The sequence below is a fragment of the Cryobacterium sp. AP23 genome, from assembly GCF_054075385.1.
The window spans coordinates 2,921,605-2,947,612 of record NZ_CM133415.1 but is presented as its reverse complement, the minus strand read 5'-3'; the positions used below and the strand labels follow the sequence as shown (position 1 = coordinate 2,947,612).

27 protein-coding genes are annotated in these 26,008 nt (G+C 71.2%); 9 read left to right on the top strand and 18 right to left on the bottom strand.

Annotated elements, in window-relative coordinates; translation table 11 throughout:
- Positions 1-129: 129 nt before the first annotated feature.
- The 11 genes from hemL to hemE form a co-directional block, all read right to left on the bottom strand.
- Entirely contained in the window at positions 130-1,461 is a 1,332-nt protein-coding gene (hemL, locus tag ACU5E9_RS13980; protein WP_456810515.1) for a glutamate-1-semialdehyde 2,1-aminomutase, read from the bottom strand.
- A complete protein-coding gene (gene hemB / locus ACU5E9_RS13975; protein ID WP_456813545.1) occupies positions 1,458-2,441 on the bottom strand; it encodes a porphobilinogen synthase in 984 nt (327 codons plus the stop codon). Before hemB ends, hemL begins: the two co-directional genes overlap by 4 nt.
- A 217-nt stretch (positions 2,442-2,658) precedes the next feature.
- Positions 2,659-3,435, bottom strand: coding sequence for a uroporphyrinogen-III synthase (locus ACU5E9_RS13970; protein WP_456810514.1), 777 nt, complete (start codon positions 3,433-3,435; stop codon positions 2,659-2,661).
- Positions 3,432-4,385: a hydroxymethylbilane synthase gene (gene hemC / locus ACU5E9_RS13965; RefSeq protein WP_456810513.1), complete on the bottom strand. Its 954-nt coding sequence runs from the start codon at positions 4,383-4,385 to the stop codon at positions 3,432-3,434. Before hemC ends, ACU5E9_RS13970 begins: the two co-directional genes overlap by 4 nt.
- Positions 4,382-5,476, bottom strand: a complete 1,095-nt coding sequence (locus ACU5E9_RS13960) for a ferrochelatase (RefSeq protein WP_456810512.1) — start codon at positions 5,474-5,476, stop codon at positions 4,382-4,384. The genes hemC and ACU5E9_RS13960 overlap by 4 nt, the downstream gene beginning before the upstream one ends.
- Positions 5,476-6,207 carry a hydrogen peroxide-dependent heme synthase gene (gene hemQ, locus ACU5E9_RS13955; protein WP_456810511.1) on the bottom strand — a complete coding sequence of 244 codons (732 nt, stop codon included), beginning with the start codon at positions 6,205-6,207 and terminating at the stop codon, positions 5,476-5,478. The genes ACU5E9_RS13960 and hemQ overlap by 1 nt, the downstream gene beginning before the upstream one ends.
- Before the next feature lie 216 nt (positions 6,208-6,423).
- Complete coding sequence (locus ACU5E9_RS13950; protein ID WP_456810510.1) at positions 6,424-6,699, bottom strand: DUF3618 domain-containing protein; 276 nt, start codon at positions 6,697-6,699, stop codon at positions 6,424-6,426.
- A complete protein-coding gene (locus ACU5E9_RS13945; RefSeq protein ID WP_456810509.1) occupies positions 6,689-7,105 on the bottom strand; it encodes a phage holin family protein in 417 nt (138 codons plus the stop codon). Before ACU5E9_RS13945 ends, ACU5E9_RS13950 begins: the two co-directional genes overlap by 11 nt.
- Before the next feature lie 31 nt (positions 7,106-7,136).
- On the bottom strand, positions 7,137-7,532 hold the full coding sequence (locus ACU5E9_RS13940; protein ID WP_456810508.1) for a hypothetical protein: 396 nt from the start codon (positions 7,530-7,532) through the stop codon (positions 7,137-7,139).
- 90 nt (positions 7,533-7,622) lie between these two features.
- Positions 7,623-9,152, bottom strand: coding sequence for a protoporphyrinogen/coproporphyrinogen oxidase (locus ACU5E9_RS13935; RefSeq protein ID WP_456810507.1), 1,530 nt, complete (start codon positions 9,150-9,152; stop codon positions 7,623-7,625).
- A 47-nt stretch (positions 9,153-9,199) separates the two neighbouring features.
- On the bottom strand, positions 9,200-10,345 hold the full coding sequence (gene hemE / locus ACU5E9_RS13930) for a uroporphyrinogen decarboxylase (protein ID WP_456813544.1): 1,146 nt from the start codon (positions 10,343-10,345) through the stop codon (positions 9,200-9,202).
- A gap of 74 nt (positions 10,346-10,419) precedes the next feature.
- Between hemE and ACU5E9_RS13925 the strand changes: the two genes are divergently transcribed.
- Positions 10,420-11,823 carry a glutamyl-tRNA reductase gene (locus ACU5E9_RS13925; protein ID WP_456810506.1) on the top strand — a complete coding sequence of 468 codons (1,404 nt, stop codon included), beginning with the start codon at positions 10,420-10,422 and terminating at the stop codon, positions 11,821-11,823.
- Between the two features lies 1 nt (position 11,824).
- Complete coding sequence (locus ACU5E9_RS13920) at positions 11,825-12,871, top strand: alcohol dehydrogenase catalytic domain-containing protein (RefSeq protein WP_456810505.1); 1,047 nt, start codon at positions 11,825-11,827, stop codon at positions 12,869-12,871.
- A gap of 125 nt (positions 12,872-12,996) precedes the next feature.
- Here the strand turns inward: ACU5E9_RS13920 and ACU5E9_RS13915 are convergent, their stop codons facing one another.
- Positions 12,997-14,382: a glycine--tRNA ligase gene (locus ACU5E9_RS13915; RefSeq protein WP_456810504.1), complete on the bottom strand. Its 1,386-nt coding sequence runs from the start codon at positions 14,380-14,382 to the stop codon at positions 12,997-12,999.
- A 208-nt stretch (positions 14,383-14,590) separates the two neighbouring features.
- Between ACU5E9_RS13915 and ACU5E9_RS13910 the strand changes: the two genes are divergently transcribed.
- The 7 genes from ACU5E9_RS13910 (at position 14,591) to ACU5E9_RS13880 (ending at position 20,458) form a co-directional block, all read left to right on the top strand.
- Positions 14,591-15,454 (top strand): polysaccharide deacetylase family protein, encoded by an 864-nt coding sequence (locus tag ACU5E9_RS13910; RefSeq protein ID WP_456810503.1) that lies wholly within the window; start codon positions 14,591-14,593, stop codon positions 15,452-15,454.
- Between the two features lie 140 nt (positions 15,455-15,594).
- Positions 15,595-17,874, top strand: a complete 2,280-nt coding sequence (locus ACU5E9_RS13905) for a carbon starvation CstA family protein (protein ID WP_456810502.1) — start codon at positions 15,595-15,597, stop codon at positions 17,872-17,874.
- On the top strand, positions 17,874-18,083 hold the full coding sequence (locus ACU5E9_RS13900) for a YbdD/YjiX family protein (RefSeq protein ID WP_456810501.1): 210 nt from the start codon (positions 17,874-17,876) through the stop codon (positions 18,081-18,083). Before ACU5E9_RS13905 ends, ACU5E9_RS13900 begins: the two co-directional genes overlap by 1 nt.
- 64 nt (positions 18,084-18,147) lie before the next feature.
- Complete coding sequence (locus ACU5E9_RS13895) at positions 18,148-18,978, top strand: shikimate 5-dehydrogenase (RefSeq protein WP_456810500.1); 831 nt, start codon at positions 18,148-18,150, stop codon at positions 18,976-18,978.
- Positions 18,975-19,385: an NUDIX hydrolase gene (locus ACU5E9_RS13890; protein ID WP_456810499.1), complete on the top strand. Its 411-nt coding sequence runs from the start codon at positions 18,975-18,977 to the stop codon at positions 19,383-19,385. Before ACU5E9_RS13895 ends, ACU5E9_RS13890 begins: the two co-directional genes overlap by 4 nt.
- A 69-nt stretch (positions 19,386-19,454) precedes the next feature.
- Entirely contained in the window at positions 19,455-20,036 is a 582-nt protein-coding gene (locus ACU5E9_RS13885) for a DUF5655 domain-containing protein (protein ID WP_456810498.1), read from the top strand.
- Positions 20,037-20,110: 74 nt separating this feature from the next.
- Complete coding sequence (locus tag ACU5E9_RS13880; RefSeq protein WP_456810497.1) at positions 20,111-20,458, top strand: hypothetical protein; 348 nt, start codon at positions 20,111-20,113, stop codon at positions 20,456-20,458.
- 15 nt (positions 20,459-20,473) lie between these two features.
- Here ACU5E9_RS13880 and ACU5E9_RS13875 read toward each other — a convergent pair whose 3' ends face one another.
- The 6 genes from ACU5E9_RS13875 to ACU5E9_RS13850 all read right to left on the bottom strand — a co-directional run bounded on the left by ACU5E9_RS13875 (position 20,474) and on the right by ACU5E9_RS13850 (position 25,931).
- Positions 20,474-20,779, bottom strand: coding sequence for a DUF7882 family protein (locus tag ACU5E9_RS13875; RefSeq protein ID WP_456810496.1), 306 nt, complete (start codon positions 20,777-20,779; stop codon positions 20,474-20,476).
- A 119-nt stretch (positions 20,780-20,898) separates the two neighbouring features.
- Entirely contained in the window at positions 20,899-21,855 is a 957-nt protein-coding gene (locus ACU5E9_RS13870) for a PfkB family carbohydrate kinase (protein ID WP_456810495.1), read from the bottom strand.
- On the bottom strand, positions 21,852-22,862 hold the full coding sequence (locus tag ACU5E9_RS13865) for an ADP-ribosylglycohydrolase family protein (protein WP_456810494.1): 1,011 nt from the start codon (positions 22,860-22,862) through the stop codon (positions 21,852-21,854). The genes ACU5E9_RS13870 and ACU5E9_RS13865 overlap by 4 nt, the downstream gene beginning before the upstream one ends.
- Entirely contained in the window at positions 22,859-23,419 is a 561-nt protein-coding gene (locus ACU5E9_RS13860; protein WP_456810493.1) for a cysteine hydrolase family protein, read from the bottom strand. The genes ACU5E9_RS13865 and ACU5E9_RS13860 overlap by 4 nt, the downstream gene beginning before the upstream one ends.
- The gene (locus ACU5E9_RS13855; protein WP_456810492.1) at positions 23,416-24,942 is read right to left on the bottom strand and encodes a purine-cytosine permease family protein; all 1,527 of its coding nucleotides are present in this window, start codon (positions 24,940-24,942) and stop codon (positions 23,416-23,418) included. The genes ACU5E9_RS13860 and ACU5E9_RS13855 overlap by 4 nt, the downstream gene beginning before the upstream one ends.
- A gap of 80 nt (positions 24,943-25,022) precedes the next feature.
- A complete protein-coding gene (locus ACU5E9_RS13850; RefSeq protein ID WP_456810491.1) occupies positions 25,023-25,931 on the bottom strand; it encodes a serine hydrolase in 909 nt (302 codons plus the stop codon).
- Positions 25,932-26,008 lie beyond the last annotated feature (77 nt).

The following is a 26,008-nucleotide window of genomic DNA, read 5'->3' as shown; positions in this document are numbered from 1 at the left end:
CACAAAGGCATAACGCCACGGCCGTGGGCCGCTGCCCGACCCCAACTGTTCCCCCTGCGGACAATTGCACCCGGTGTGCCGGGTGCAATTGTCCGTTTTGGGAACAGTTGGGGCGGGGGGGACGGCGGGCTAGGCGGCCGGGCGGGCCGCTGCTGCGGCCTTCGCCGCGGCCGGCAGGGCCTCGAGGATGCGACCGATCGAGTCGCCGTCGTGGGCGGCGGAGACGAACCAGGCCTCGAACACCGACGGCGGCAGCGAGACGCCGCTGCTCAGCATCGAGTGGAAGAACGGGCCGTACCGGAACGCCTCCTGGCGCTGCACCTCGGCGTAGCTGCGCGGCGGGGTGATCGCCGCGTCCTGGCCGAAGACGAAGCTGAACAGGTTGCCGGCGTGCTGCACGCTGTGCGCGACCCCTTCGGCGTAGAGGGCGCTGGAGACGGCATCGGAGAGCAGCTCGGCGGTCTCGTCGAGGCGGGTGTACACGGTGGCGTCCGCCGCGGTGAGGGTGGCGATGCCGGCGGCAACGGCCACCGGATTGCCCGAGAGGGTTCCGGCCTGGTACACCGGGCCGGCCGGGGCGAGGAAGTCCATCACGTCGGCACGGCCGCCAAGCGCGGCGACCGGGAGGCCGCCGCCGATGACCTTGCCGTAGGTGAAGAGGTCGGGCGTGTAGGTCTCGCCGTCCTCGGCCTGCAGGGCCCAGTAGCCGCCCGGGTTGACCCGGAAGCCGGTGAGGACCTCGTCGACGATGAGCAGCGCACCGTATTCGTGCGCGAGGTCGGAGAGCCCGGCGTTGAAGCCGGCATCCGGGGCGACGACACCCATGTTGGCGGCGGCGGCCTCGGTGATCACGGCGGCGATCTGGCCGGGGTACGCCTCGAATGCGGCGCGAACCGCCTCGAGGTCGTTGTACGGCAACACCAGCGTCTGTGCGGCGGTGGCCGCGGTAACGCCGGCCGAGCCGGGCAGCGCGAGGGTGGCCAGTCCGGAGCCTGCCTCGGCCAGCAGGCCATCGGAGTGCCCGTGGTAGTGGCCGGCGAACTTGATCAGCAGGTCACGCTGGGTGAACCCGCGGGCCAGCCGGATGGCCGTCATGGTGGCCTCGGTGCCGGTGGAGACCAGGCGGAGCTTCTCGATCGCGCCGACCCGGCCCTTCACGAGTTCGGCCAGCACGGTTTCGCCGGGGGTGGAGGCGCCGAAGGAGAGCCCGAGCGCGGCGGCCTCCTGCACGGCGGCGACCACGGCGGGGTGGGCGTGGCCGAGGATTGCGGGGCCCCACGAGCTCACCAGGTCGACGTAGTCGCGGCCGTCGGAGTCGGTGACGTAGGCGCCCTGCGCCTTCACCAGGAACAGCGGGGTGCCGCCGACCGAACGGAAGGCCCGCACCGGCGAGTTGACGCCGCCGGGGATGGAGAGCTGGGCGCGGGCGAACAGGTCGTCGTTGTGGGTGGTGTGCGTCATCGGGCATCCGTTTCGGTGAGCCAGGCGGCGAGTTCGACCGCCCAGTAGGTGAGAATCGCGTCGGCGCCGGCCCGGCGGATGCTGAGCACCGACTCCTCGATGGCACGGCGGCGGTCGATCCAGCCCTGCGCGGCGGCGGCCTCGATCATGGCGTACTCGCCGGAGACCTGGTACGCCCAGACGGGCACTTCGCTCATGGCGGCGACCTCGGCGAGCACGTCGAGGTAGCTGCCGGCGGGCTTGACCATCACGACGTCGGCGCCCTCGTCGATGTCGATGCGGGCCTCCCGCACGCCCTCACGACGGTTGGCGGGGTCGAGCTGGTAGGTGCGGCGGTCGCCGACCAGGGTGGACTGCACGGCCTCGCGGAACGGGCCGTAGTAGGCGGAGGCGTATTTGGCGGAGTAGGCGAGCACCGCGGTGTCGGCGTAGCCGGCGGCGTCGAGGGTGCCGCGCACGGAGGCGACCTGGCCGTCCATCATGCCGGAGAGGCCGAGCAGCGCCGACCCGGCCTCGGCCTGCGCGAGGGCCATGCCGTTGTAGCGGATCAGCGTGGCGTCGTTGTCGACGTGGCCGTCGGCGGCGAGCACGCCGCAGTGGCCGTGATCGGTGAATTCGTCCAGGCACAGGTCGGTCTGCACGACCAGGGCATCGCCCACCTCGGCGACGACGGCGCGGGTGGCGGCGTTGAGGATGCCGTCCGGGTCGGTGGCGCCGGTGCCGGTGGCGTCGCGCACCGAGGGAACACCGAAGAGCATCACGCCGCCGATGCCGGCCGCGGCGGCCTCGGCCACGGCCCGGCGGGCCCCGTCGATGCTGTGCTGCACGATGCCGGGCATCGAGGAGATCGGGGTCGACTCCGCTCCTTCACGCACGAACAGCGGCAGGACGAGCTCGGCGGGGTGGACACGGGTTTCGCTGGCCAGGCGACGCAGTGCGGGGGTGCTGCGCAGTCGTCGCGGGCGGATGACGGGGTTTATCACCCGACCAGCCTAGGCCTCCCGCCTGAGAGCAGTGGTGCCGCCGACCCCGGTCGGTTCCGCACGCCGACTCGTCGCCAGAAAACACAACTCCTGCAGAATTCTCGCGTGGTGGCGCCGACTCGCGGAATTCCGGCATCCGCGGGCCGCCGGGTGGAAAATTGCAGGAGTTATGCAACTCGAGACCGCTCGGGAGCGGCGCGGCGGATGAAGGCGGCTAGAGGTCGCGGGGGGCGAGGCGCACGAGGGCCTCGATGAGGGACTCCGCATTGGCGGCGGCAGCGACGACGTCAACGTGCAGGCCGATGACCTCGGCATCCTTCGCCGTGCGCGGGCCGATGCAGGCGATCAGGGTGGTGCGCGGAATCGGACCGAGCTGGTCCTGCACCTGCTGCGCGACGCTGCCGCTCGTGACGAGCACGGCATGCACCCGGCCGGCCTTGACGTCGGCGACGACCCGGTCGGCGACCGGGACACCCACGGTGCGGTACGCGACGACGGACTCCACGTTGTGGCCGATGCGGCGCAGGCCCTCGGTCAGCAGCGGCTTGGCGATCTCGGAGCGCAGGGTGAGCACGCGCAGCGGGATGACGCCCTGGGTGGCCGCTTCCCACTCCGACAGCAGGCCCTTGGCCGAGTTGTCTTCCGACGGCACGATGTCGACGTGGTAACCGGCGGCGATGAGTGCGGCGGCGGTGGTCTCGCCCACTGCCGCGATGCGGGTGCCCGGTGCCACGACAGCCCGGTGCGACGACAGGACGTCGACGGTGGTGGCGCTGGTCACGGTCATCCAGTCGAAGTCGCCGTTGGCGAGCTTGGCCAGGGCCGTCTCGAGCGCGGGGGCGTCGTCGGTGGGCGCGAAGTTGATCATCGGCGCCACGATCGGCAACGCACCGCGGGAGCGGAGGTTGGCAGCGACCTGGTCGCCCCAGGGGCCGCCGCGCGGAACGAGCACGCGCCAGCCGGCCAGGGGTTTATCGGGATTGTGGCTCATGAGGTCACTTTCAGCGGGGCGAATTCGGCGGCTCCGCCGGCGAGGAGCTCCGTAGCGGCGCGTTCGGCGACGTCGAGCGCGGCATCCTGCAGGTCGGCAACGGAGTGTGATTCGGGGGTCGCCGCGTGCGAGGCCGTGATCCGGCGGGTGCCGTCGGGGCTGTACACGGTGGCGGTGAGGAAGAGCAGGCCGTCGTCGATCACGGCGGTCGCGCCGATCGGGGCGGCGCAGCCGGCCTCGAGCCGGGCGAGCACGTGGCGCTCGGCGGTCACGGTGGCCTGGGTGGTGGCGTGGTTGAGCACGGCGAGGGCCTTGGTGAGCAGGCGGTCGGGCTTACCCTCGCGCACCTCGACGGCCAGGGCACCCTGGCCGGGCGCGGTGGGCCAGTCGGAGAGCTCGAGGTAGTCGGTGGCCATGTTCTCGAGCAGGCCGAGCCGGCCGAGGCCCGCGGCGGCGAGCACGACGGCGTCGAGCTTGTCGTCGGTGATCAGGGCGAGCCGGGTGCCGACGTTGCCGCGGATGTCGACAACCTCGAGGTCGGGGCGCTTCTCCCGCAGCTGGGCGGCTCGGCGGGGTGAGCCGGTGCCGACCTTGGCGCCTTCCGGCAGGGTGGCCAGGGTGAAGCCGGCGCGGGCGCAGAGCACGTCTCTGGCGTCGGCGCGCTTGGGCGTTGCCCCAATGACCAGGCCCGCGTAGGGGTCGGTGGGCAGGTCCTTGAAGGAGTGCACCACGACGTCGCACTCGTCGTTCAGCAGGGCCTCGCGCAGCGCGCTCGCGAAGACGCCGGTGCCACCGAGGCTGGAGAGCGACTCCCGGGAGACGTCGCCGTGCGTGGTGATCGGGATGATCTCCACCTCAGCGCTGGTCGCCGCCTGGATGCGGTTGGCGATGGTCGTGGTCTGGGCCATCGCGAGTTCACTGCCGCGGGTGCCGACGCGGATGGTGCTCACGGTGCCACGCCCGCAACCGCCGGTTTGAAGCCGAGGCGCACGTTCTCGCAGCAGCCCGGCCGGCAGACGTCGTACCAGGGACCCAGGTTGGTCAGCGCGGGGCGGTCCTCAGCGGGAACGTCGTTGAGGCGTTCCTCGACGAGGTCGATGAGGCCGGACACGTAGACGGGGTCGGCGCCGGGGGTGGGCACGCGCACTGAGAACAGGCCGTGCTCCTTCGCCGTCTCGGTGGCCTCGTTGTCGAGGTCCCACATGACCTCCATGTGGTCGCTGACGAAGCCGAGCGGCACGATGACCACGGCGCGGATGCCGCGCGCGGGCAGCAGCGCGATCGCGTCGTTGATGTCGGGCTCGAGCCACGGCATGCTGGGCGGGCCGCTGCGGGACTGGTACACCAGCTGCCACGGCGACTCGAGGCCCTGCATGACCACGTCGGCCACGGCCAGGTGCTGGGCGGCGTAGGCGCCGTCCGGCCCGAAGCCGCGGTCGGCCGGGCCGCTCTTGGCGGCATCCGTGGACGGGATCGAGTGCGTCGAGAACAGCACCTCCACCTCGGTGGCGAGGTTGATGCCGGGGATCTGGGCCTCGACGTCGGCCAGGCCCTGGCGCACACCGGTGATGAACGGGGTGACGAAGCCGGGGTGGTCGAAGAATTGGCGGATCTTGTCGATCTGCACGGTACCGGTGAGCCCGGTCGAATCCAGCGCCGCCGCGAAGTCCTCGCGGTACTGCCTGCAGCCGGAGTAGGAGCTGTAGGCGCTGGTGGCGATGGCGAGCAGCCGGTCCTGGCCGGCGGCGTGCGCCTCGGCGATGGTCTCCGGCAGGTACGGCGCCCAGTTGCGGTTGCCCCACAGCACGGGCAGATCGATGCCGCGACGCTCGAGTTCGGCCTGCAGGGCGGCGCGGAGCACCCGGTTCTGCTGGTTGATCGGGCTGATGCCGCCGAAGTGCCGGTAGTGCACCGCAACCTCTTCGAGGCGTTCTTCCGGGATGCCACGGCCGCGGGTGACGTTGCGCAGGAACGGGATCACGTCGTCCTGGCCTTCAGGGCCGCCGAACCCGGCGAGCAGGATGGCGTCGTAGTTCGGCATTACTGGAGGACCTCCACCAGTTCGGCGGTGGTGATCCGGCGGCCGGTATAGAACGGGACCTCTTCGCGCACGTGCATGCGGGCGTCGGTGGCGCGGAGTTCCCGCATCAGGTCGACGAGCTCGGTGAGCTCATCCGACTCGATCGGCAGCAGCCACTCGTAGTCGCCGAGGGCGAACGAGGAGACGGTGTTGGCGATGGCTCCACGGAACGCGGCACCCTTGCGGCCGTGGTCGGCGAGCATCTTGCTGCGCTCGGCCTCCGGCAGCAGGTACCACTCGTAGCTGCGCACGAACGGGTACACGGTGAGCCAGCCCTTGGGCTCGACGCCGCGGAGGAAGCCGGGGACATGGCTCTTGTTGAATTCGGCGTCGCGGTGCACTCCCATGGCGTTCCAGGTGGGCAGCAGGCTCTTGAGCAGGCGGCTGCGACGCAGTTCGCGGTTGGCCCACTGCAGGGTCTGGGCCTCGTCGGCGTGGGTCCAGAGCATCACGTCGGCGTCGGCGCGGAGGCCGGAGACGTCGTAGATGCCGCGCAGGGTCACACCCTCGGCTTCGACGAGGGCGATGATGTCGTCGAGCTCGTCCACGAATCGCGGCACGTCGCGGCCATCGAGGTCGTCGGGGTTGGACGGGTCCTTGCGCAGCACGGTGAAGAGGGTGAATCCGGAGGGGGAAGCCTCGGTGGGTTCAGCCTCTGTCGAGGTGTGTGAATCGGGGGTGGGCACGGTCATGTCTACTGCCTCTCCGGCAGCCGGGTGAGTCATGTGTACTAGTCTCCACCGCTTTGCCCGGAGAGCCAAAAGTAGACCGCCGGCCGCCCCGACCGACGCCGAATCCCGACCATTGGTCGGCTGTTGTCGGCTGCCGGCTGGAGGCACGACGAAGGGGTGCCGGCCGAAGCCGACACCCCCGTCACCGCTGGCTGCTGTGCCCGGATTACGCCGGGGTCAGCGGCGGTCGAGGACCGTCTTGAGTCCCCACCACACGCAGGTGCCGACGGCAGCGGCCGCGGCGAAGGCGATGCCGGCGAGCGCGGCCGGGTTGTCGTCACCGAGCCGGTGCAGGCCAAGGGTGACGCGCCGGGTGTTGATCTTGACCTGCTTGGGCACGTTGAGCTTGTACTCGATCGCGTCCAGGGTGCCGGCGAGCGCGGCGCGGGCGCGGTCGGCTTCGGCGCGCAGTTCGGCGGTGCTGTGGTGTTCCTGGGTCTCGTCAGTGCTCATACTGGCCAACTCCCTTGAATGCGTCGACGTCTTTCTGGATGCTTGCGGTCACGCCGTCGGGGTCGTGCGTGGTGCCCTTTTTGACCCGGTTGAGCCCGATCAGGGCCAGGATCACCGCGACGAGGAGCAACGCGACGGCCACGATCAGGGCGGCCAGCCAGAGCGGGAGCACCAGGTCGAGTGCGATGACAGCCAGCGCGATGAAGACGATGACGGCGAAGAACGCGAACACCGCGGCGCCGATGAACAGGCCGAGGCCGATTCCCACGTTCTTCGCCTTGCCGGAGATGTCAGCCTTGAAGGCGTCGATCTCGGCCTTGATCAACGCGGTGATCTGGCCGGGGAGCTCACTGAGGAGGGTGAACAGAGACTGCTTGCTCTTGGGGTTGTACCCGCTGGTGCTCACTTGCATCCTTCCTGGACGTCGTCGGCGATGGTTACTGCGCGTCGCTGTCGGAGGCGGACTTGGCGTCCTGGGCCGCGGAGGTCGCGGACGCAGCTGCCGCCTTGGCGGACTTGCTGGCGGCGGCCGCGGCCTTGGTCGCCGCGGTGGCGCTGCCGGCCTCGGTGGGCGTGGTCGACTTGCCGGACTTGGCGGTCTTGTCCTGCACGGCCGAGACGACCTTCTTGCCCGCGTCGATAAGTGCACCGGGAACGTCACCGACGCGCTCGAGTGCGAAGTCCTTGACCTCGTTCACCCGTCGCTGCACCGGCGGACGGTTCCACAGGTCAGAGGCGGCCGATGCGATCTGGTCGTAGCGCTGGCGACCGGCGCGAGCGCCAAGCACATAGCCGACGAGCCCGCCCGTGATGAAAAGAAGCTTTCCCCGCATTGTGACTCCATTCCGTTACGTTCATGTTTTTCCCAGCGTAACCCCCCGAACCGGCGAGGAACATGTGCGCCGGGGGAAGAACAGTCCTGATCAGAGGTCTAGCACTGCCCGCCTGCTGCGGATACCCGCCTGGATCGCATCGGGAATCACCGACGCCAATCCGGTGCCGGAGAGCCAGCCGCCGGTGACGTCGAGCCCGGTGGTCTGGTCGACCGCCTCGCGAACCAGGCGGATGCGTTCCGGCGCGCCGATCGTGGCCGGCGACAGCCCGTCGCTCCACAGGGTGCGGGCGAAGCCGCGCACCTGGGACGCGGACAGTTCGACCCCGAGGATGGCCGCGGCATCGTGCAGCGCGAGGTCCCTGAGTTCGTCGTCGCTGAGGCCGAGGGTGGGCACGGGTGCCCCGGACCGGCCGAAGGACAGCCGGACGACGTGCCGGCCGGGCGGGGTCTGTGCGTCGAGCCAGGCCCACTTGGCGGTGGCATGGGTGAGCGCCTTGGCCGTGACACCGGGGGTGCCGGCCGCGACGAGGACACCGGTGCCGCGCGGGTGCGCGTCGAGGGCGGGGGCGTCGAGCACCAGGGTCGCGAGCTCCACGGCGGCCGGGGCGGGCCAGGCGGCGGCCGCCACGGCGGCGAAGTCCGGCCCGAGCGGGGCGAGCAGGGCGAGGGCAGAGGCCGCCGGAACCGCGAGGATCACGTGGCGGGACTCGAGGGTGCGCGGCGCGGCGTCGGCGGGCACGGCTGGGTCGGACGCGGATGGGTCGGACGCGGCGTCGGCATCCGCCGCCGGCTCGAGCTGCACCAGCCAGGTGCGCTCGGTGGTCACACTGCCGTCGTCGGCGACGATCTCGGTGTCGACGGGGCGGAAACCGGTCACCGGGGCGCCGGTGAGGATGGCGGCGTCGAAGCGTTCGAGGTCGGCCACGAGGGCATCGACCAGGCGGTGCATGCCGCCGTTCAGTCCCCGCACGGCCGAACCGGCCGGGGCGGCGGTGCGGAGGGCCAGGACGGCACCGGACAGCGACCCGACGGTGGTGAGCGCGTTGTTCAGGCCCGGCGCGACGACATCCACCTCGAGGTCGCCGGCGTCGGTGGCGTAGACGCCGCCCGCGACGGGGCTGACCAGGCGGTCGAGCACCTTGGTGCCCATCCGCTTCCCGACCAGTTCGCCGAGGCTGTGCTCCCGGCCGATCTTGAGCACCGGCATGAGCCGGTCGGCGTAGGCGCGCAGGGCGCCGGACCAGCCGATGGCACGGCGCACGTCCTCGGCCAGGGGGGAACCGGGGATGCCGAGCACGCCGGCGGCCGGCAGCGGCACCGTCACCGGGGCGCCGCCGGCGCGGGTCGGCGGCAGGTGCAGCCACGCGCCGGCCGGGTTGGGCTCGAGGATCTCCTCGGTGAGGCCGAGGTCGGCGAGGAACGCCGCCACGGTGTTCCCGCGCACCGCGAAGCTCTCCGCCCCGCTGTCCAGGCGCAGGCCGGCCACCTCGTGGCTGCCGACCGCGCCGCCGACGGCGTCGGCCGCCTCCAGCACCGTCACGCTGAGCCCGAGGTGGGCGCACTCGCGGGCCGCCACCAGCCCGGCGACACCGCCGCCGATGACCAAGACGTCTTTCATGACCGTGCCTTCCGCCCGGGGCGCAGACGCCGCGGGCTCAGTGCTCGCTACAGGGCGAGTGAGGGGGTGGAACTGGTTTCGTGCACGAACTGCACCAGGCGGGTGAGCACGTCGGGGTTCGTCTCCGGCGGCACGCCGTGGCCGAGGTTGAGCACGTGCGCAGGCGCCGTGCGGCCGCGCTCGAGCACGTCGAGAACGTGCGCCTCGAGCACCGGCCAGGGCGCGTTGAGCAGGGCAGGGTCGATGTTGCCCTGCACGGGCACGACCCCGCCGAGGCGCCGGCTGGCCTCGTCGAGGGGCACCCGGTAGTCCACGCCGACGACGTCGGCGCCGATGCCGTGCATGGCCTTGAGCAGCTCGCCGGTGCCGACACCGAAGTGCACAACGGGCACGTTGCGGCGGATCGACTGCGGGTCCGCGGCCTCGTCACCGGTCGACTCCGAGTAGGTGAGGTCACGCACGTGCGCGATCGCGGCGGTCGAGGCCGGGGCCACGAACCGGGAGTAGTCGTCGAGCGAGAGCGCACCGGCCCAGGAGTCGAACAGCTGCGCGGCGCTGGCGCCGGCGAGCACCTGCGCGCGCAGGAACCGGCCGGTGACCTCCGCGGTCCACGCCATCAGCGCCGCCCAGGCATCCGGGTCGGAGTGCATGAGCGTGCGGGCGTGGATGTGGTCCTTGGACGGACCGCCCTCGACGATGTACGCGGCCAGGGTGAACGGCGCCCCGGCGAAGCCGATCAGCGGGGTCGAGCCCAGCTCGGCGACGGTGCGGGCGACGGCCTGCCGGATCGGTTCGAGCGCGGTGTCGAGCACGGCGGGGTCCAGCGCGGTGAGGCGTTCGACATCCGCCGCGGTGCGGACCGCCTCGGAGAGCACCGGGCCCTTGCCGGCGACGATCTCAACGTCGACGCCGACGAGCTTGAGCGGCACGACGATGTCGCTGAACAGGATGCCGGCGTCGACGCCGTGCCGGCGGATCGGCTGCAGGGTGATCTCGCTGGCCATCTCGGGGTCGAGGCAGGCGTCGAGCATGCGGGTGCCCACCCGCAGCTCGCGGTACTCCGGCAGCGACCGGCCGGCCTGGCGCATGAACCACACCGGGGTCACTGCGGGCCGGGTGCCCTGGTAGGCCCGGATCAGGCGGGAGTCGGAGGTGCGTCCGGCGGCAAGAGGGTGAAACTCGTCAAGGTTCATCACCATCAATTGTCTCCTAAATCCGTGACCCAAACGATTCCTGGGCACACTGCTACACAACGTAGAATCAAGCAGTGCTGATTTGTCTGTCCGCGAACCACAAGAACTCCAGCTTTGACGTGCTCGAAAAGCTCTCCGTCGGCGCGGACGCCGCCGCCGGTGGCATGCTCACCGGGCACGACGCTCTCAGCGGAGCCGTTGTCGTGGCCACCTGCAACCGGTTCGAGGCCTATCTCGACCTGGACGAACCCTTCGGCGTCTCCCCGTTGCCCGCGGTTTACGCCGCCATCGACGCCGTCAGCGCCAGCACCGGCGTGAGCGCCGACCTGCTGCGCGACACCCTCGACCTTGTGCACGGCAACGGCGTCGCCGAGCACCTCTTCGCCGTCACCAGCGGGCTCGAATCCGTCGTCGTCGGCGAGGGCGAGATCGCCGGCCAGGTGCGCCGCTCCCTCGAGGAAGCCCGCGCCCAGGGCACCACCAGCCCCGAACTGGAGCGTCTGTTCCAGCGCGCCTCGCAGACCTCCCGCGGCGTGAAGAACCGCACCGGCATCGGCGCCGCGGGCCGGTCGCTCGTGCGCCTGTCGCTTGAACTGGCCGAGAGCCGGGTCACCGACTGGGCGCACACCCGGGTGCTGCTGGTGGGCACCGGGCGTTACGCCGGCGCCTCGCTGGCCGCCCTCCGCGACCTCGGCGTCACCGACGTGCGCGTCTACTCCCCCTCCGGCCGGGCCGCCCGGTTCGCCGGCTCGCACGACATCGCCGCGGTACCGACGGATGCCGACGCGCTGGCCACCGAGACCGCGCTGGCCGACCTGATCCTCACCTGTACCACCGCAGAGCACCACGTCATCGACGCGGCCATCCTCACAGCCGGCCGCCAACTGCTGGCCGCCCGGCACGCCGCCGCGGCCCCCGTTGCGAGCCTCACCGGCGAGGGGCCCGCCGTGCGGTCCTGCCCGGTCGGCGACACCGAGACCGCGCGCCAGCTGGTCATCGACCTCGGCCTGCCCCGCAACGTCGACCCCGACGTGAGCGAGGTGCCCGGTGTCGAGCTGCTCGACCTCGAGACCATCCGCATCCACGCGCCGCTCGAACAGCTCAACGCCACGAGCGAGGCACGCAAGCTGGTGGGCCGCGCCGCCAAGAAGTTCTCGGCCGTGGCCGAGGAGCAGAGCCTGGCGCCGGCCGTCGTGGCGTTGCGCTCCTATATCTTCGACATCCTCGACGCCGAGATCGAGCGCGCCCACGCCCGCGGCGACAACAGCGAACAGACCGAATCCGCCCTTCGGCACCTCACCGGGGTGCTGCTGCACACGCCGATGGTGCGTTCGCGTGAGCTGGCCAGGGCCGGTGAGCAGGCCGCGTTCCTCGGCGGGCTCGACGCCCTGTTCGGCATCGACGTGACCCTGCCCGAGGTGGCAGAGGCGCCCATCGAGCTGCCCGGCCCGGCCGGCGCGGCCGACGCCGCCTCCTGACGTGCGGGCCGTCTGGTTCGACGAGTTCGGCGTGCTGCCGGAACTCCGCGAGGTGGCCGACCCTGAGCCCAGCGCCGCCGGCGTCGTGGTGCGGGTGGAGGCCACCGGCCTGTGCCGCAGCGACTGGCACGGCTGGCTCGGCCACGACGACGGCATAGCCCTGCCGCACGTTCCCGGCCATGAACTCGTCGGCGTCATCGACTCCGCCGGCCCCCTCGTCACCCGCTTCACGGTGGGGCAGCGGGTCACCGTGCCCTTCGTCTGCGCCTGCGGCGACTGCCCGGAGTGCGCGAGCGGCAACGCCCAGGTCTGCCGCAACCAGACCCAACCCGGCTTCACCCACTGGGGCTCCTACGCCGAGAAGGTGGCGCTGCACAACGCCGACGTCAACCTTGTCGCCGTGCCGGACGACCTCGATGCCGGCGCCGCGGCCCTGCTGGGCTGCCGGTTCGCGACCTCGTACCGCGGCCTGGTGCACCAGGCCAAGCTGGCGGCCGGCGAAACCCTCGTGGTGATCGGCTGCGGCGGCGTGGGCCTGTCCGCCGTGATGATCGGCCAGGCGCTCGGCGCCCGGGTGATCGCCGTGGATATCAGCGTGGACGCCCTCGCCGCCGCCGCCAGGGCCGGCGCCGCCTACACGGTGAACTCCACCGGGATGAGCGACGATGCGGTCGTGGACCGCGTCCGGCTGCTCTCCGACGGTGGCGCCCAGGTGTCGGTGGAGGCGCTCGGCCGGGAGAACACGGTGGGCATCGCCATCCGCTCGCTGGCCACCCGCGGCCGGCACGTGCAGATCGGCCTGCTCGCCGAGGACCCACGGCTGCCATTAGGCCTCGTGATCGGCCGCGAGCTGGCCGTGCTCGGCAGCCACGGTATGCCCGCGAGCGACTACCCGGAGCTGATGGCGCTCGTCGCCGGCGGCACGCTGCGCCCGCAGGACCTGATCGCCGACCGCATCCCGCTGGCGGATGCGCCGGCGGCGCTGGCCGCCATGTCGGCGCCCCGGCCCGAGGCCGGCGTCACCCTGATCGACCTCACCCTCCCCTGAGCACAACTCCTGCAATTTCTGCGACTTCGGGGTAAAACACCCGGTTTGGGGCCGGTTTCCCAAAAATTGCAGGAGTTATGCCACCCCGGCCGAGTTGGAGGGCGGCCGGGGGGGGGGATGGCGGGTTACGCTCCGCGCAGGCGCACGGCCAGGTAGGCGTCGAGCTCGGCCAGGGGCACGCGCTCCTGCGCCATGGTGTCGCGGTCACGCACGGTCACGGCCTGGTCGTCGAGCGAGTCGAAGTCCACCGTGATGCAGTACGGCGTGCCGATCTCGTCCTGGCGGCGGTAGCGACGGCCGATGGCGCCGGCGTCGTCGAAGTCCACGTTCCACGATTCGCGGAGCCGCGCGGCCAGCGAGCGGGCCATCGGCGAGAGGGCCTCGTTACGGCTCAGCGGCAGCACGGCGGCCTTGATCGGGGCCAGGCGCGGGTCGAGCTTGAGCACGGTGCGCTTGTCGACGCCGCCCTTCGCGTTGGGCACTTCTTCCTCGTGGTACGCGTCGACCAGGAACGCCATCAGTGAGCGGGTGAGGCCCGCCGCGGGCTCGATCACGTACGGGATCCAGCGTTCGTTCTTGGTCTGGTCGAAGTAGGAGAGGTCCTTGCCGGAGGCCTCGGAGTGGGTCTTGAGGTCGAAGTCGGTGCGGTTGGCCACACCCTCGAGCTCGCCGAACTCGCTGCCGGTGAAGCCGAAGCGGTACTCGATGTCGACGGTGCGCTTGGAGTAGTGCGAGAGCTTCTCGGCGGGGTGCTCGAACAGGCGCAGGTTCTCGATGTTGATGCCGAGGCCGGTGTACCAGCTCATCCGCTGGTCGATCCAGTACTGGTGCCATTCCTCGTCGCTGCCGGGCTCGACGAAGAATTCCATCTCCATCTGCTCGAACTCGCGGGTGCGGAAGATGAAGTTTCCGGGGGTGATCTCGTTGCGGAAGCTCTTGCCGATCTGGCCGATGCCGAACGGGGGCTTCATGCGGGCGGCCTGGAGCACGTTGGCGAAGTTCACGAAGATGCCCTGCGCGGTCTCGGGGCGCAGGTAGTGCATGCCGGCCTCGTCGTCGATGGGGCCGAGGAAGGTCTTGAGCAGGCCGGAGAACGCGCGCGGCTCGGTCCAGGTGTGCCGGTTGCCGCAGTTGGGGCAGGCGATGCCGTCGATGCCGCCCTCGGGGGCGCGGCCCTTCTTCTCCTCGAACTCCTCGATCAGGTGGTCTTCGCGGAAACGCTTGTGGCAGCTGGTGCACTCCACCAGCGGGTCGGAGAAGACCTCGACGTGGCCGGAGGCCTCCCAGACCTTGCGCGGCAGGATGACGGAGGAGTCCAGGCCGACGACGTCGTCGCGGCTGGTGACCATGAAGCGCCACCACTGCTTCTTGATGTTCTCCTTCAGCTCCACACCGAGGGGCCCGTAGTCCCAGGCCGACTTGCTGCCGCCGTAGATCTCACCCGCCTGGAACACGAAGCCGCGGTGACGGGCGAGGGCGATGACGGAATCAAGACGGGAAAGTGCGGCCACGGTGGCTCCAATGGTCCAAAAGGATGGTCAAAATACCGGGCACAGGCCCGGGAACGGATTCGTTCATTTTAGCGAGCCGGGCACGGCCCCCGCTTACGGGCGTTGCCGGGTGACGCCGCCGGCGCTATCTTCGTCTCGTTCGACCTTCGTTCCCGGGCCGTCCAGCGTTCCAGCTGAACCATCGACAGGCTCCGGGGGGAGGACCGCCGTGCGGCACGACCCAGACCCGGCGTCGGGCTCCGCCGTCACCCGCCGCACCGCGCTCGCGGCGCTGGGCCTCGCCCTCGCCCTGGCCGGCTGCACGGCCCTCGCGCCCCTCCCCCGGCCGGCCGGCCCGGCAGCGACGACGCCGCCTACTCCCACCCCGCTCCCCCGGCCCCTGCCCGGCGCGGTGCCGCCGCCGGCCCCGCTCCGCGACCCCGCGCCGAGCCTGGCGCGGGTGCCCGTGCCACCCGGAACCCTCTCGGGGCTGCCCGGCGACGGCAGCCTGCTCGCCTGGACCGTCGACGACGGGTCGAGCAGCGAGGTGCTGGCCCGGTACATCCGCTTCGCCGGCGAAACCGGCACCAGGCTCACCTTCTTCGTCACCGGCTCCTACGGCGCCTGGACCGACAACGCCGACCAGCTGCGCCCGCTCGTGGCCAGCGGCCAGATCCAGCTCGGCAACCACACCTGGTCGCACCCCGACCTCAGCAACCTCGCCGACGCCGCCGTCACCAGCGAGCTCAGCCGCACCCACGATTTCCTCACCGACACCTTCGGGGTGGATGCCCGCCCATTCTTCCGGCCGCCGTTCGGGGTGCACAACGACAGGGTGGATGCCCTGGCCGCCGACCTGGGCTACACGGTCCCCACCACCTGGTACGGCTCGCTGTCGGACTCCGGGCTGCTCAGCGAACAGCAGGTGATCGACTTCGCGACCGCGTGGTTCCTGCCGCAGCACATCGTGATCGGCCACCTCAACTACGAGCCGGTCACCAACGTCTTCCCCCAGCTGCGCACCCTGCTGCACGACCGCGGCCTCGCCACCGTGACCCTCAACGACGTGTTCAGCACCGCCGCGCATCCATGAACAAAAAAATCCCCGGTCTCCGCCGCTATCCCCCGAACACGGGACTTAAGACACCTGGGCAGCGCCCGGCGACTGTTACGGTTGCCGAGTAACCCGGCAACATGCTGTGAGTTTTACGAGTATCTCAAAGGGGAGTACCAATGGGCGCGACGTCCAGTACCAGCGGCGGAACGATTGAACCAGACCTGACCCAGGACCCGGCCCTTCCGCCGGTTGCGCTGGATCCGACGATCCACGAGGCCGAGGAGGCCCGCTGGACCCCGGTGAAGATCGCCATCTGGGTGGCCATCGCGCTGCTCGGCGGGTTGAGCTGGGTGATGCTGGCCGTGGTGCGCGGTGAGACCGTGAACGCGATCTGGTTCGTCTTCGCCGCGATCTGCACCTATCTGATCGGGTACCGGTTCTACTCCAACTACATCCAGAAGCACCTGCTGCGCCCGGATGACCGGCGGGCGACCCCCGCCGAGTACAAGGCCGACGGCAAGGACTACGCCGCCACCGACCGCCGGGTGCTGTTCGGGCACCACTTCGCCGCCATCGCCGGCGCCGGCCCCCTCGTCGGCCCGGTGCTCGCCGCGCAGATGGGCTACCTGCCCGGCACGATCTGGATCATCGTCGGCGTCGTCTTCGCCGGCGCGGTGCAGGACTACCTGGTGCTGTTCTTCTCCATGCGCCGCGGCGGCCGCTCGCTGGGCCAGATGGCCCGAGACGAGCTCGGCCGGGTCGGCGGCACCGCCGCCCTCATCGCCACCCTCACGATCATGGTCATCATCGTGGCCATCCTCGCCCTCGTCGTGGTCAACGCCCTCGCAGAGAGCGCCTGGGGCGTCTTCTCCGTCGGCATGACCATCCCGATCGCCCTGTTCATGGGCTGCTACCTGCGGTTCTTCCGCCCGGGCAAGGTCACCGAGATCTCCATCATCGGCTTCGTGCTGCTCATCGCCGCCATCGTCGGCGGTGGCGCCATCGCCGGCACCGAGTGGGGCGCGGCGTTCTTCCACGTCGACAAGCTGCCGCTGGCCATCGGCATCATCGTCTACGGCTTCATCGCCGCCATCCTGCCGGTCTGGCTGCTGCTGGCCCCGCGCGACTACCTCTCCACCTTCATGAAGATCGGCACCATCGGCATGCTCGCCCTGGCGATCGTGATCGTGCGGCCCGAGATCTTCGTGCCCGCGGTGAGCGAATTCGCCACCAGCGGCACGGGCCCGGTGGTGAGCGGTTCGCTCTTCCCGTTCCTCTTCGTCACCATCGCCTGCGGCGCCCTCTCCGGCTTCCACGCCTTGATCGCTTCCGGCACCACGCCCAAGCTGATCGAGAAGGAACGCCAGACCCGGTTCATCGGCTACGGCGGCATGCTGATGGAGTCGTTCGTCGCGATCATGGCCCTCGTGGCCGCCCTGTCGATCGACCGTGGCATCTACTTCGCCATGAACTCCTCGCCCGCCCTCACCGGCGGCACCGTCGAGGGTGCGGTCACCTTCGTCAACAGCCTCGGCCTGACCGGCGTGAACCTCACCCCGGACATGCTCACCCAGACGGCCAAGGACGTCGGCGAAGCCTCCATCGTCTCCCGCACCGGCGGCGCGCCGACCCTGTCGGTGGGCCTCGCGCACATCATGCAGCAGGTGGCCGGCGGCAGCGGCATGATGGCGTTCTGGTACCACTTCGCGATCATGTTTGAGGCGCTGTTCATCCTCACCGCAGTGGATGCCGGCACCCGCGTGGCCCGGTTCATGCTGCAGGACAGCCTGGGCAACTTCTTCCCGAAGTTCAAGGACACCTCCTGGCGCACCGGCGCCTGGCTCACGACCGCGATCATGGTCGCGGCCTGGGGCGCGGTGCTCGTGATGGGCGTCACCGACCCGCTCGGCGGCATCAACACGCTGTTCCCGCTGTTCGGCATCGCCAACCAGCTGCTCGCCGCGATCGCGCTGGCCGTCTGCCTGGCCATCGTCGCCAAGCGCGGCCTGTTCAAGTACCTCTGGATCGTCGCTCTGCCGCTCACCTTCGCGGCCGTGGTCACCATCACGGCGTCGATCCTGAAGATCTTCTCGAGCGTGCCGTCGGTGGGCTACTTCGCCCAGAACGCCGCGTTCTCCAACGCCCTGGCCGCCGGGGAGACGAGCTTCGGCACGGCCACCTCGGTCGAGGCGATGGAGGCTGTGGTGCGCAACACCATGGTGCAGGGCATCCTGTCGATCGTCTTCGTCACCCTCGCCGTCATCGTTATCTTCACCGCGCTGCAGGCCACCTGGCGTGCCTGGCGCACCCGGTCGAACGCGACCAGCGAGGACCCGGCCGTGCCGTCGCGCATCTTCGCGCCGAGCGGCCTCGTCGCCACGCCGGCCGAGAAGACCACGCAGGCCGAGTGGGATGCCCGCCCGAGCACCGGCACGCGCAAGGTCCGCGGGCACTGATGGGTGTGGCCACCGCGGTGCGCTCGGCGGTGGCCGGGCTCGCCTGGTATGTCAAGGCGGTGTCCGGTGAGGATGCCTACGAGCGGTACCTGGCGCACCACGAGTCGGTGCACGGCACGGCCGACGCGGTGCCGGCCATGACCGAACGCGAGTTCTGGCGAGACCGCACCGACCGGCAGGACACCAACCCGCAGGGCCGCTGCTGCTGAGCACCCCACCGGCATGACACGGCCCGCCCGGCTGAAAACCCGGGCGGGCCGTACCATTGAGGCGATGACTGATACAACGAAGCCCCCGCTGAACAAGGACACCCGCCTCTGCATGTCGCTGGCCGCACGGCCGAGCAATTTCGGCACCCGGTTCCACAACTACCTCTACGAACAGTTCGGGCTGGACTTCGTCTACAAGGCGTTCACCACCACCGACCTGGCCGGCGCCATCGCGGGCGTGCGGGCCCTGGGCATCCGCGGCTGCTCGGTGTCGATGCCGTTCAAGGAAGACGTGATCGCGCTGGTCGACGAGCTCGATGCCTCGGCCACGGCCATCCAGTCGGTGAACACGATCGTGAACGACGACGGCTACCTGCGGGCGTACAACACCGATTACATCGCCGCCGCCGACCTGATCACGAGCAACCGGCTCGACCCGGCCACCCCGTTCCTCCTGCGCGGCTCCGGTGGCATGGCCAAGGCCGTCGGTGCGGCGTTCCGCGACTCCGGCTTCGCCTCCGGCACCATCGTGGCCCGCAATGAGCAGAGCGGCCGGGCCCTGGCCGACGAGCTCGGCTACAGCTGGCTGGCCGAGCCGGGCACCGCCACCGCGCCGCTGCTCGTGAACGTCACCCCGATCGGCATGGCCGGTGGGGCGCAGGCCGCCGATTCGGCGTTCAGCACCGCCGCGATCACCGCCGCCGACACCGTCTTCGACGTCGTGGCCCTTCCCGCCGAGACGCCGCTGATCCTCGCGGCCCGCTCGATGGGCAAAACCGTGATCACCGGCGCCGAGGTCATCGCCCTGCAGGCCGCCGAGCAGTTCGAGCGCTACACCGGCGTGCGCCCCACGCCGGAGCAGGTGCAGGCCGCGTCGGCCTTCGCCCGCGCATGACAAGCCCGGCCGCTGACATCCTGGTGGCGGCGGTCGCGCTGATCCGCGACCGCCGGGTGCTCATGGTCACCGCCCGCGGCCGCGACGTCTGGTACATGCCCGGCGGCAAGATCGACCCGGGCGAGACCGAGGCGGATGCCGCCGCGCGCGAAGCCTGGGAGGAGGTGACGGTGCGCCTGGCCCCGGCCGACCTCGTCCCGCTGTTCACGGTGCTGATCCAGGCGCACGGGGAACCGGAGGGCCGGCTCGTACGGATGAGCGTGTTCGGCGGTGAGAGCCCGGACGAGCCCACGGCGAGCGCCGAGGTGAGTGCCGTGCACTGGGCCGGCTCGGCCGACGAACCGCGCTGCCCGCCCGCCGGGGTGGAGGTGCTGCGGCGCCTGCACGCCGCCGGCCTGATCGACTGAGCACCCGCTCACGCATCCGTTCCCGACCCGGTCGGTGCGCAGCCGGGGCGGCGGGCGTACCGTGTCAGCATGACCGACGAGCAGCCGCTGCCCTGGGCCGAAATCCGGCTCTGGGAGATCGGCATGCTGCAGCGGTTGACGGGCAACGGGCTCGAACACTGGCTCGCCCGCATCCGCGAGCACGACCCGCCGAACGACAACGCCCTGCGCAACTGGCTCACCACCGAGGGCGTCACCGGGTACCCCCGGTCGCTGCTGGTGCACGAGTACTTCGGCTACCCGCACTCCACGGTGCGGGCCGCGGACGAGCTGATCGACGGTCAGTACGCCGATCGCCCGACGCTGCGTCCCATCCTGGACGCGGTACTCCTCTGCGCCGGCGAACTCGACGATGTGAGCATCCAGACCCGCACGACGCACGTGGCGCTGACCGGGCCGCAACGGATCTTCGCGGTCGTGCAGCCCACCACCCCGACCCGGGTGGACCTCGGGTTGCGTATCGACCTGCCCACGCCGCCGCCGAGCACCCGGCTGCTGCCCACCACCGAGCTCGGGGCCGATTTCCCTGCCCGGATCGCCCTCACCTCGCCCGCCCAGGTGGATTCAGAGGTCGCCGCCTGGCTGAAGCACGCCTACGACGCGACCCTCTGACGGGGTCCTGACCTAGGCGGGCGAGTTTGGCAAGGGGGGTGTGAGCCAACCGCCTTTGGCCATAGGGTCGACGGATGAAACGAATCAGCTACAACGGCGAGTCGCTCATCACCGGCACCGACGTGTCCGACGCGCTGGTGCACTACGTCACCCACGTGGCGGGCATGACAGCCGCCATCGCGATCGATGTGCCCGTGCTGGAACACAACGGCACCGTGCAGGCGCACACGCTGATCCTCAGTGCCGCCACGCAGCTGGCCGTCATCGACGTGGACGGCCTGGCCGGGCAGGACGAAGAGGCCCGTTTCCCGGTTCCCGAGTTCCCGACGGTCGGCGGGCACGCATTCGCGATGGCGACGGAGGCCATTGAGAACGATGCGCCGTTCCTGGACGAAGACCCGCTGGACCTGGCCCGGCACTGAACCGAGCCGGCCCGGTCAGCCGCCGTTCGACGCTGGTTCGGCACTCAGCAGCAGCCCCTGGCCGCTGTTGGCCGACCGGGTCAGCGTCTCGATCCAGGCGCGGTTCAGGCTCGGCGTCTTGCCGCCGTAGTACTTGAAGTACAGCGGGATGCTGGCGTGCAGCCAGACGCTCGACCGGCCGTCGCCGATCGCCGGTGAGTCATTCCAGGAGAGGAAGAAACTCTCCCCGCGGCGCAGCTTCGACCCGATGACGATCTGCAGGTGGACGAGGGCACGGTCCTCGAATTCGATCTCGATTCCGTCATAGATGAGCTTGCCCACTGCGTTCCCTCCCTGCGGAAGCGCCTCCCAGCGACGCGCCCCTGCGTGTTCATATTTTATGGCCGCGACTCAGCCGCGAGCGACACCATTCGGTGCGGCGCGCCAGCCCCGTCTGGGGGTCACACCGGGGACTGGAGGAAGGCCCCGGCGGCCCCGTTCGCCAGCCGGAGCGCCGGGATGGGCGGGCGGCCGGCGGCGAGCGCGGCGATGAGCGCCCCGGTGTGGGCATCGCCGGCGCCGTTGGTGGAGACGACGGTGGCCGGCACCGCGCTGACGAGGAACGGCGGGCGGCCGCGCGCGGCGAGGATGCAGCCCGCCGCGCCGATCCGCACCACCGCGTACGCCGGTGAGCTGGACGATCCCTCGGCGTGAGCTCCGGCGCCGGCCAGGCGTTCGGCCAGTCGTTCGGCCAGGGCCGTCGCCGACGCGGCAGGGTCGGCCTCGCCCGTGAGCAGGGTGGCCTCCCTGGCGTTGCAGACCCACCAGTCCGCCCGGCCGAACAGGGCGGCCAGGTCGGTCGCGTCGAGCTCGTGGCCGAGCGGGCCCGGGTCGACGACGAGGGTGGCCGTGGCCGGCAGCGCGGCGACGGCGGCGAGGACGGCCCGCCGGGTCACCGGATGCACGAGGCCGTAGCCGGACACCAGGACCGCATCCGTGTCGCCGAGGGCAACCCGGCCGAGGGCGCCGGGATCGAGCATCCCCTCCGCACCCGGCAGGGTCACGAAGGTGCGCTCGCCCGACGGTTCCACCAGCACCAGGCAGAGGCCCGTGTCCATGCTCGGCAGTGGCGCCAGTACCGTCCTGATGCCGGCGGCGGTGAGGGCGGCGCGGGCCAACTCGCCGAACGGCCCGGTGCCGGTCAGGCCCGCGTGCACGGTGGGCAGGCCGCCGCGCCGCGCGGCCGCCATGGCGGTGAGTCCGCCGCCGGTCTGCAGCGTGCCGTGGGAGGCGAAGACGTCGCCGCCGCTCTCGGGCAGCGCCGGCACGAAGGAGACCACGTCGACCACCACGGTGCCGAAGCTCACCAGCCGCCGGATCGGGCGGGACTCCGGCTGCGCGGGCAGGACGCCGGTCATCGGCGGCGCAACGCCAGCAGCGCGGTGGCGACCGGCGCCAGGTCGAGGTCGTTCACCTCACGGACCGTCGACACCGCGGCGGCGGGGAACCCGGCGGTCCCCCAGACGGCGCCGCCGACCGCCCCGGCCATGGCGGCGATGGTGTCGCTGTCGCCGCCGAGGGACGCGGCGGCCAGGCAGGACCGCCAGGGGTCGTCCGGGTAGAGGGCCAGCACCGCGAAGGCCGCCGGCACCGACTCCTGGCTGGCCAGGCTGGTGCCGACGAGGGCGTAGACCAGGTCGAGGGAGTCCTGCGGCCGGCGGGCATCCATCAGCCCCACCGCCCAGCGGATCCGCGGCGCCACCTGCCCGGCGGCCACCCAGAAGCCCCGCTTGGCGCCGAGCCGGGCGGCCTCCTGGGCCACGGCGGTCGCCTCCGCCGTCGTCGCGCCGTCGATGCCGGCGCTCACCGCCGCGGCGACCGCGGCGGCCCCGGCGATGGCGACCCCGGTGTTGTGGGTGGCCAGCGCGCTCTCGACCACCCGGTCCACCAGGGCGGGCAGGTCGTCGGCGGGCATCACGATGCCCACCGGCGCCACCCGCATGGCGGCACCGTTGGTCACCCCGAACCGGCCGGACTCGGCCGTGGACTCCCCCGCCAGCACCCGGGCCAGGGCGCCCCGGGTGGACGGCCCGAGCAGGTCGAGTGACCCCTTGGCCCGCATCGCGCTCTCCCACTCCAACAGCGCCCTGGCGTATTCGGCGGTGTCGATGTGGCCGGAGCCCGCCACCAGCATCCCGGCCAGCAGCAGGGCCTGCTCGGTGTCGTCGGTCACCGAGCCGGCCGGCATCCCGGCGGCGAGCGGATGGTCGGCGGCCGCCGCCGCGAACCCGGTCACGCCGGCCGCGCCGAACCGGCGCAGCAGCTCGGGCCGGGACATCATCTGGCTCGGCATGCCCAGGGCGTCACCGACGGCCAGGCCGGTGAGGGCGCCGATGGACCGGTCGAGCGCCCCGGTGGGTGTCACCGGGCGAGCCCGCGTTCGGCCAGGATCTCCTCGATGGTGGTGATCTCGATCAGCGGACCGTAGAGCGCCATCGTGTCGAGGGCGCGCTGGTGGTCGGTGGCGCTGAGGCCGGCGCAGGCATCCGCCACGACCCGCACCCGCACGCCGTCGTCGGCCGCGGCGAGGGCGGTGGAGAGCACACAACAGTCGGTGGAGACACCCGCCAGGACGATGTCGCGGGTGTCGCCGAGGGCAGCCCGGGTGGCGGAGTCCCACTTGCCGAAGGTGGGCCGGCTGATGACCACGGCGTCGTCCGGCGGCAGCGCCGGCACCAGGTCGTACAGGTCGGCGTTGCCGGGGTCGAGCGCGAACGGCCACTGCGCGTAGTAGGGCACCCAGGCGCCCTCCGGGTTCTCCGGCGCCACGAACCGGGTGAGCGCGGTGCGGCCGGGGAAGAGCTGGCGCAGCCGCACCGCGCCGGCTTCGGCGTCGGCGAAGCGCGGGGTGAACCACTCGCTCTCTGGTTCACCGAAGATGCGCTGCAGGTCGATCAAGACCAGCCAGGAGCCGTTCGTCATGCCCCGGCCGCCGCATCCTGCTCGTCGGTGAGGTGGTCGCCGGGGGCCAGCGGCAGCGCCTCCTGGCGGCGCACCGCGGCACGGCCGAAGAGCAGCGTGCCGCCGAAGCCGATCACCAGGGCCACGAGCACGCCGAGGTTGGCGTAGGCCCACTCCCCCGTCCGGCCGCCGAGACCGAGCGGTTCGAGCAGGTAACCCTGCCAGGCCAGCCAGGCGGCGAAACCGTTGGTGACCATGCCCCAGCCGATCACGGCGCCGAGCACGATGAGCACGATCGCGCTCCACCGCACGCTGCCGTACCGGCCGGCGGGGTCGAAGAGGTCCCTGGCCGCGTAGCCCTTGCGGCGCATCAGCACGTCGGCCATGAAGATCCCGCACCAGGCGGCCACCGGGACGCCGAGCGTGATGAGGAAGCCCTGGAACGGCCCGAGGAAGTCGGCCGCGAAGAAGACCACGTAGATCGCGCCGAGCACCATGATGACGCCGTCGATGCCCGCGGCCACGGGGCGGGGAACGCGGAGGCCGGTGCTGAGCAGGGCCAGGCCGGAGGAGTAGATGTCGAGCACGGCGCCGCCGACCAGGCCGAGCACCGCGGTGAGGGCGAACGGGATGAGGAACCAGACCGGCAGGATGGTGGTGAGCGCGCCGATCGGGTCGATGGCGATGGCCGCGCTGAGGTCGGGTGACGACCCGGCCAGCAGCAGGCCGAAGAGCAGCAGGATGAGCGGGGCCAGGGAGGCGCCGAAGGTGGTCCAGCCGACGACGCCCGCGCTCGACGCCGTGCGCGGCAGGTAGCGGGAGTAGTCGGCGGCCGCGTTGACCCAGCCCAGGCCGAAGCCGGTCATCATGAACACCAGCGCGCCGATCACCTGCGGGGTGGAGCCGGCCGGGATCGCGGCGAGGGCGGCGCCGTCGATCTGGTTGAAGGTGAGCACGATGTAGACCACGGTGAGCACACCGGTGACGATGGTGATCCACTTCTGCAGCTTCATGATGAAGTCGAAGCCGAGGATGCCGCCGGTGACGATCAGCGCCGCCACCACGATGAGCGCGACGACCTTGGTGGCGTCGCCGCCCTCCCAGCCAAGCTCGCCGAGCACCGTCGCGGTCGCCAGCACGGCGAGGGAGGCGAGCACCGTCTCCCAGCCCACCGTGAGCAGCCAGGACAGGGCGGAGGGGACCCGGTTGCCGTTGACGCCGAAGGCGGCGCGGCCGACGGTCATGGTGGGCGCGTGCCCGCGCTTGCCGGCCAGGGCGATGAAGCCGCAGAACAGGAACGACACCACGATGCCGACCAGGCCCACGATGGTGGCCTGCCAGAACGAGATGCCGAAGCCGAGCAGGAAGGAGCCGTAGCTCACCCCGAGCACCGACACGTTGGCGGCGAACCACGGCCAGAACAGGTCGCGCGGATCCCCCCGATGCTCGCTCTGGTCGATCGAGTTGATGCCGTTCAGTTCCACGCTCAGCGCGGAGCCCTGGTCGCTGCCCTGGTCCCTCAGGTCGCTGCTCTGGTCGCTCATGCGACGACATTACTCGCGCCCCGGGAGAAAAACCCCGAAAACGGGAGGTTTTCGGGGTTCAGGTCACGGCTCGCGGATGGTCAGTGCACGTATTCGAGGATGTCCAGGCCCACGGAGCGCATGCCGTCGAGCACGGAGAGGCGCGAGGAGAGGTTGTGGTCCTCGAAGAAGACCGACACGGCATAGGCCACGCCGGCCCGCGGGCCGCGCAGCACACCCACTTCGCTCCGCACCCCGTCATCCGTGCCGGTCTTGTTCACCAGCAGCACGCCGTGCGAGGGCTCCCGGTGGGCGTGCGGCGACAACCCGAAGGCGCTGGCCACCATGGAGAGGTCGGAGTTCAGCGACAGCCAGCCGAGCACACGTTCGCTGCCGTCGTCGTCGAGGATCTCGCCGCGGGCCAAGGCGGTGAACAGCCAGGTGAGCTCGTTGGCGCTGCCGATCGAGAGGTTGGGCGCGTCGTCGGGGCCGCGGCTGTCGCGCACCAGGTCGAGCAGTGAGGTGCGGCCCAGGCCCAGCTCATCGGTGCGGCGGCGCACGGCCTCGAGGCCGACGGCGCGCAGCAGCACGTTCGTGGCGAGGTTGTCATTGGTGGCGCCGACGAGGGCGGCGAGGTCGGCGACGGGCAGAGACGGCGCCTGCAGGTGCTGCCACAGCCCCGAGCCGGCCACGGAATCGCTCACCGTGCGGTCGAGGATCGTGTACGCGCCGAAGTCGGGGTCGCGCAGCCGCGACGCCACCTCGATGAGCAGCAGCACCGTGCCGACGCCCGCCATCGGCATCACCACGTGGTCGTCGACGGAGAACAGGACCCGGCCGGTGGCCAGGTCGGTGGCGCGGGCGGAGACCTGTGCTCCGCCCATCGCGAGCTCACCGAGCGACTGGAAGCCGCGCGCGAAGCTGGACGGTGCCGCGGCCTCGCGGTGCTTCCCCTGCCGCTCGACGGCGTGCCGGGAACGTCGTTCCGATTCCTGTGCTGGCGCGACCACTGCTGCTGGTGTCCTTACGGTTCTTCCGGGCTGGGCTCAGCCTTCGGAACACCCTAACTCACCGGGTCCGACACCGC

Coding starts and splice junctions, on each gene's coding strand:
- hemL (WP_456810515.1), bottom strand. CDS start 1,461: ATGACGCACACCACCCACAACGACGACCTGTTCGCCCGCGCCCAGCTC.
- ACU5E9_RS13970 (WP_456810514.1), bottom strand. CDS start 3,435: ATGAGCCACAATCCCGATAAACCCCTGGCCGGCTGGCGCGTGCTCGTT.
- ACU5E9_RS13960 (WP_456810512.1), bottom strand. CDS start 5,476: ATGCCGAACTACGACGCCATCCTGCTCGCCGGGTTCGGCGGCCCTGAA.
- hemQ (WP_456810511.1), bottom strand. CDS start 6,207: ATGACCGTGCCCACCCCCGATTCACACACCTCGACAGAGGCTGAACCC.
- ACU5E9_RS13950 (WP_456810510.1), bottom strand. CDS start 6,699: ATGAGCACTGACGAGACCCAGGAACACCACAGCACCGCCGAACTGCGC.
- ACU5E9_RS13940 (WP_456810508.1), bottom strand. CDS start 7,532: ATGCGGGGAAAGCTTCTTTTCATCACGGGCGGGCTCGTCGGCTATGTG.
- ACU5E9_RS13935 (WP_456810507.1), bottom strand. CDS start 9,152: ATGAAAGACGTCTTGGTCATCGGCGGCGGTGTCGCCGGGCTGGTGGCG.
- hemE (WP_456813544.1), bottom strand. CDS start 10,345: ATGAACCTTGACGAGTTTCACCCTCTTGCCGCCGGACGCACCTCCGAC.
- ACU5E9_RS13905 (WP_456810502.1), top strand. CDS start 15,595: ATGGGCGCGACGTCCAGTACCAGCGGCGGAACGATTGAACCAGACCTG.
- ACU5E9_RS13900 (WP_456810501.1), top strand. CDS start 17,874: ATGGGTGTGGCCACCGCGGTGCGCTCGGCGGTGGCCGGGCTCGCCTGG.
- ACU5E9_RS13895 (WP_456810500.1), top strand. CDS start 18,148: ATGACTGATACAACGAAGCCCCCGCTGAACAAGGACACCCGCCTCTGC.
- ACU5E9_RS13890 (WP_456810499.1), top strand. CDS start 18,975: ATGACAAGCCCGGCCGCTGACATCCTGGTGGCGGCGGTCGCGCTGATC.
- ACU5E9_RS13885 (WP_456810498.1), top strand. CDS start 19,455: ATGACCGACGAGCAGCCGCTGCCCTGGGCCGAAATCCGGCTCTGGGAG.
- ACU5E9_RS13880 (WP_456810497.1), top strand. CDS start 20,111: ATGAAACGAATCAGCTACAACGGCGAGTCGCTCATCACCGGCACCGAC.
- ACU5E9_RS13870 (WP_456810495.1), bottom strand. CDS start 21,855: ATGACCGGCGTCCTGCCCGCGCAGCCGGAGTCCCGCCCGATCCGGCGG.
- ACU5E9_RS13860 (WP_456810493.1), bottom strand. CDS start 23,419: ATGACGAACGGCTCCTGGCTGGTCTTGATCGACCTGCAGCGCATCTTC.
- ACU5E9_RS13855 (WP_456810492.1), bottom strand. CDS start 24,942: ATGAGCGACCAGAGCAGCGACCTGAGGGACCAGGGCAGCGACCAGGGC.